A 712-nucleotide genomic window follows, 5' to 3' on the forward strand; every position below is an offset into this window, starting at 1 on the left:
CCATAGTTAAATGAGAAAGATGCGGTTAAATTTCCGGAAGATGATAAATGTCCAATCTGGTATGAAATATCCGATGTAAGCCCGCTATAAAAACACCCTGCAGCTACACCTGGATAAACATACCTGTGTATAGTGTGTACTGCGAACTGACCGTTACCATTGAAGTTACAGTTGAATGCAAGCGCCTTTTTATCCCAGTCATTAAAAAGGCTTCCGTATCCTGACAGACCTGTATCGTCAAAGATTATCCCCACGCTTCCCCCTGAAGCGTTAAATCGATATCTCGATTTAAGTCCAGAAGCTCCAGCTACTGGAAGCCCTCCGAGGTTAGAAAGAGCACCTTCGCTTGTTGTCGAACCGGTACCGCCCTGTGCTACAGATAGCGCTGTAGTGAGTCCGCTGAGAGAGGTGATGTCGCTGTTTGCACCTTTTTCCGCCTTTCCTGAAAGTGATGTCGTAATGCTCCTCCAGGCTGGTCCCGTCCATGTCGTCCCATCCGGCAGAGTTACCGTTACATTTCCGGTTCCGGAAAAAATGCTTTGCCAGTTCTGTTTGTCGTAATTCAGTCCACGCAGCGCTTCAGCACTTTGCGCCACCAGCGCGGCAGTTACCATGTTCAGCGCCACACGGGGAACAGCTGACCAGGCTGCACCGGCCTGAGTAGGCCCGGTAAAGTTACTAACCAGAGTCACCTGGGTATTACCGTCAACCG

1 pseudogene is annotated in these 712 nt (G+C 49.7%); it reads right to left on the reverse strand.

Going from position 1 to position 712, the window contains the following annotated elements:
• Positions 1 to 712: pseudogene (locus tag ACHH0Z_RS25630) on the reverse strand (hypothetical protein); the annotation flags it as partial.

Source organism: Enterobacter cloacae complex sp. 2024EL-00227 (genome assembly GCF_043945315.1).
In the GTDB taxonomy this organism is placed as follows: Bacteria; Pseudomonadota; Gammaproteobacteria; order Enterobacterales; family Enterobacteriaceae; genus Enterobacter; species Enterobacter roggenkampii.